The sequence below is a fragment of the Vicinamibacteria bacterium genome (genome assembly GCA_035620555.1).
GTDB lineage: Bacteria > Acidobacteriota > Vicinamibacteria > Marinacidobacterales > SMYC01 > DASPGQ01.
Genome location: DASPGQ010000677.1, coordinates 1 through 3431, shown reverse-complemented (window position 1 = coordinate 3431; position 3431 = coordinate 1). Strand labels below are relative to the sequence as shown.

Sequence of the window (3431 nt, the reverse complement as noted above, 5' to 3'; positions counted from 1 at the left end):
CTGGAGCTTCTCTGGAGCTTCGAAGCCGGATTCTCCATCGACTCGTCGGCCGCCATCGTCGATGGAATCGTCTATATGACCGCGCTGCCAGGACTGGTGGCGGCGCTGCGACTCGAGGATGGCTCGGTCGTCTGGAAGCGTGACTTCGGCGAGGAGATGGATCGATTCGGTGAGTCCTCGCCGACGGTCGCCGACGGATTCGTTTATGTGGGTGACCTCCTCGGAGTCGCCCACGCGTTCGATGCTTCGGACGGCACCACCCGGTGGACCTTCGAGACGGAGAGCGAGATCAAATCGTCACCGGCGGTCATCGACGACCTCGTTCTCGTCGCGTCCTACGACGAGCGTCTCTACGCCCTCGATCGAAAGACCGGTGAGCTGCGATGGAAGTTTCAGAGCCAGGGACCGCTCCACAGCACACCCGGCGTCTCCGACGGTCTCGCCTACGTCACCGGGTGTGATTCTATTCTGAGGGGGATCCGAGTCGAAGACGGGAGCGAAGCCTTTCAGTTGAGCTCCGGGGCCTACACCGCGGCCTCGCCAGCACTCATCGACGGTGTGGCGTATTACGGGACCTTCAACAACGACGTGATCGCCGTGGATCTCGTGAACAAGAAACATCTGTGGCGCTACGAGCACCCCGAGCGCCACTTCCCGTTCTACTCCTCGGCCGCAGTCACCGAGGACAAGGTCGTCGTCGGGGGCCGGGACAAGATCGTTCACGCGATCGGCCGACGAACGGGCGAGGCGATCTGGACGTTCCGCACCGGCGCTCGGGTCGAGTCATCCCCGGTCATCGCCGGCAAGCGAGTCTACGTCGGCTCCGGGGACGGCCGCTTCTACGTGCTCGCCCTCGAGACGGGCGAGAAGCTCTGGGAGTTCGAAGCCGGCGCCCCCTTCGTCGCCTCGGCGGCCCTGGCGTCAGGTCGTATCGTCATCGGAACCCAGGACGGCGTGCTCTATTGCTTCGGAAAACGCGGCGTGGAGTGACCGCGGCCGGTCGTCGCCAGGTGCCGAAGGGCGTGATCCGCCAGCGTCAGAGCCACCATGGCCTCTCCCATGGGAACGAAGCGGGGCAGGAGGCAAGGGTCGTGCCGGCCCTTCGTCGAGATCGTGGTGGGCTCGCCGGACCGTGTCACCGTGGATTGCTCGATCGGAAGGCTGCTCGTGGGCTTGAGCGCACAGCGGAGCACGATCGGCATACCCGAGGAGATGCCGCCGAGCATTCCACCGTGGCGGTTCGTGCGCGTGACGATTCGTCCGCCCTCCGACGTAAATGAGTCGTTGGCCTCGCTCCCCCGCATGGTCGCCACCGCGAAGCCCGCTCCGTACTCGACGCCCATCACCGCCGGGAGGCTGAAGAGCGCCTTTCCGAGATCGGCCTTCAGCTTGTCGAATACGGGCTCTCCCCAGCCAGGGGGTACGTTCCTGGCTATGATCTCGGCGACACCTCCCACCGAGTCCCCTTCCTTGCGGACTCTCTCGATGAGCTCTTCCATCCGGTCGGCGGTGTCGGGATCGGGACATCGAACGGCATTTCGCTCCACGTCCTCGAGCTCCAGTGCATCGGGATCAGGGTCCGGGGCGACGATGTGCCCCACCTGCTTGACGTAACCGATGACGACGACACCCCATCGCTCGCGAAGAAGCTTCTTGGCCACGGCCCCTGCAGCCACGCGCACCGTCGTTTCCCGCGCGCTCGAGCGTCCTCCGCCCCGGTGATCTCGAAATCCGTACTTGGCGTCGAAGGTGAAATCGGCGTGGCCTGGACGGTACTTCTCGCGGATCTCGGTGTAGTCCTTGGAGCGAGCGTCTCGGTTCGCGATCGAGATAGCGATGGAGGTGCCGGTCGTGCGCCCTTCGAAGACTCCGGAGAGAATCTCGGGGACGTCTCCTTCCCGTCTCTGGCTCGTGAGCATCGATTGTCCCGGCCGGCGCCGATCGAGATCGGGGATCAGATCGGCTTCGGAAAGCTCGAGTCCGGGAGGCACGCCATCGAGGATCACGACGTATCCCGGGCCGTGGCTCTCCCCTGCCGTGGTGACCCGAAAGAGCTTTCCGAAGCTGTTTCCCGCCACGACCCATCCTATCCATTCGCGCCGGGAAAGCGCACGATCTTTCCGTGGAGCCGGCCCCCGATCCGGGCGGCATCCCACGCCACGCGAACCGGGACGAGGCTGGTCCTTCGCTCCCGGATGAAGCGACCACGGGCAAACGCCGGTGTTCCCATCGGAGGCTCGGTCGTGGCGTGCTCGACCTCTTCTTCGGAGATGAGCTTCCTTGCGTGCCCGGAGCTAACCAGCCGAGCGGCGTAGCCGTCCCCAATCTCGTGGTACCGAAGATCGATCGTCTTCAACCGCCGATCGGTGCCCGGGCCGCCACAGGCTTCGAGGAGATAGCGTTTCGTCACCCAGTCGATCCGGCCGACGAGTCGATCCTGCTCGCCCTTCTCCAGCGCCGAGAGGACGTCTTCCCAGAGGCGCACCACGGTCCGCGCCTCGAGCGACGTGGGCTTCGACTCGCGCACGAACGATTTCGCCTCCTCGAGGCACGAGCGCTGGATTTCGAGAGCGCTCATCTCGCCCCGGGTAGTCGGCACTTTCACCGACAGGCCGGGATCCGAGACAATGGCGTGCAGCGCCCGCACCGGGCGCCTCACGCGCGGCACGTTCTTCAGTCTTCCCGCCTCGACCATATCGACCACGAGAGCCGTCGTGCCCATCTTGAGAAACTCCGCCTCGTCCAGGACGTTGGAATCGGCGAGGCCGAGTTGCAGGCGCTGTTTGCGATGAAACAGGCCGAGGAACGGCCTCACGTAGAAGTGCACCGCGGAATGCGCCGGTTTCATCAAGTTTCCGACATCGAAGATGGCCCGATCGTTCGGGCTGATGGATCGGCGCGAGACCCGTCGGATCGAGGCCCCTTTCTCCGAAAGCACGAATCGTCCATCAGCCTCGACGCTGCCGGCACCGGAGAGCACGGCCCTCGATACGAGAAAGGCGGTCAGCTCACGCCGCATTCTCGAAAAAACGAGACACCGCAGCAGCAGGGACTGCGAGACGATGAAAGGCCACGTGATTACGTAGCTGAGCCAGTAGAGCCAGCGGCCCACACGATTCTCGAAGTTCCGGTCGTTGCGCGCGACGAGTCCCTCGAGCCATCCCCTGAGTCTGAGGGGGAAGGCCACTGCCGCAAGAGTCCAACAGGCGGCCGCGACGATCACCCCTAAAACCAGGACGATCACGATTCCCCATCCGGCGGCCACGGTCACCACGAGCAGGGGCGCGAGAAGCAGAAGGGAGAGGCGGTAGAGCCAGAGCGATGCGCCCCGCGCGGCTTCCACCTCGAAGCTCTCCTGAGCACCGTACACATGCCCTTCGGCGTCCTTGCAGTTCTTCAGTAGCCCTAGTTTTCCGGGAAACCCCGCTTCG

At 64.6% G+C, this 3431-nt stretch carries 3 protein-coding genes; 1 reads left to right on the top strand and 2 read right to left on the bottom strand.

Annotation, left to right across the window (positions count from 1 at the left end):
- On the top strand, positions 1-990 hold a 990-nt coding region (locus VEK15_27440; protein HXV64463.1), incomplete at its 5' end, for a PQQ-binding-like beta-propeller repeat protein.
- Here the strand turns inward: VEK15_27440 and aroC are convergent.
- Complete coding sequence (gene aroC, locus VEK15_27435; GenBank protein ID HXV64462.1) at positions 960-2078, bottom strand: chorismate synthase; 1119 nt, start codon at positions 2076-2078, stop codon at positions 960-962. The two genes, VEK15_27440 and aroC, sit on opposite strands and share 31 nt — an antisense overlap.
- 8 nt (positions 2079-2086) lie before the next feature.
- On the bottom strand, positions 2087-3431 hold a 1345-nt coding region (locus tag VEK15_27430; protein ID HXV64461.1), incomplete at its 5' end, for a proteasome accessory factor PafA2 family protein.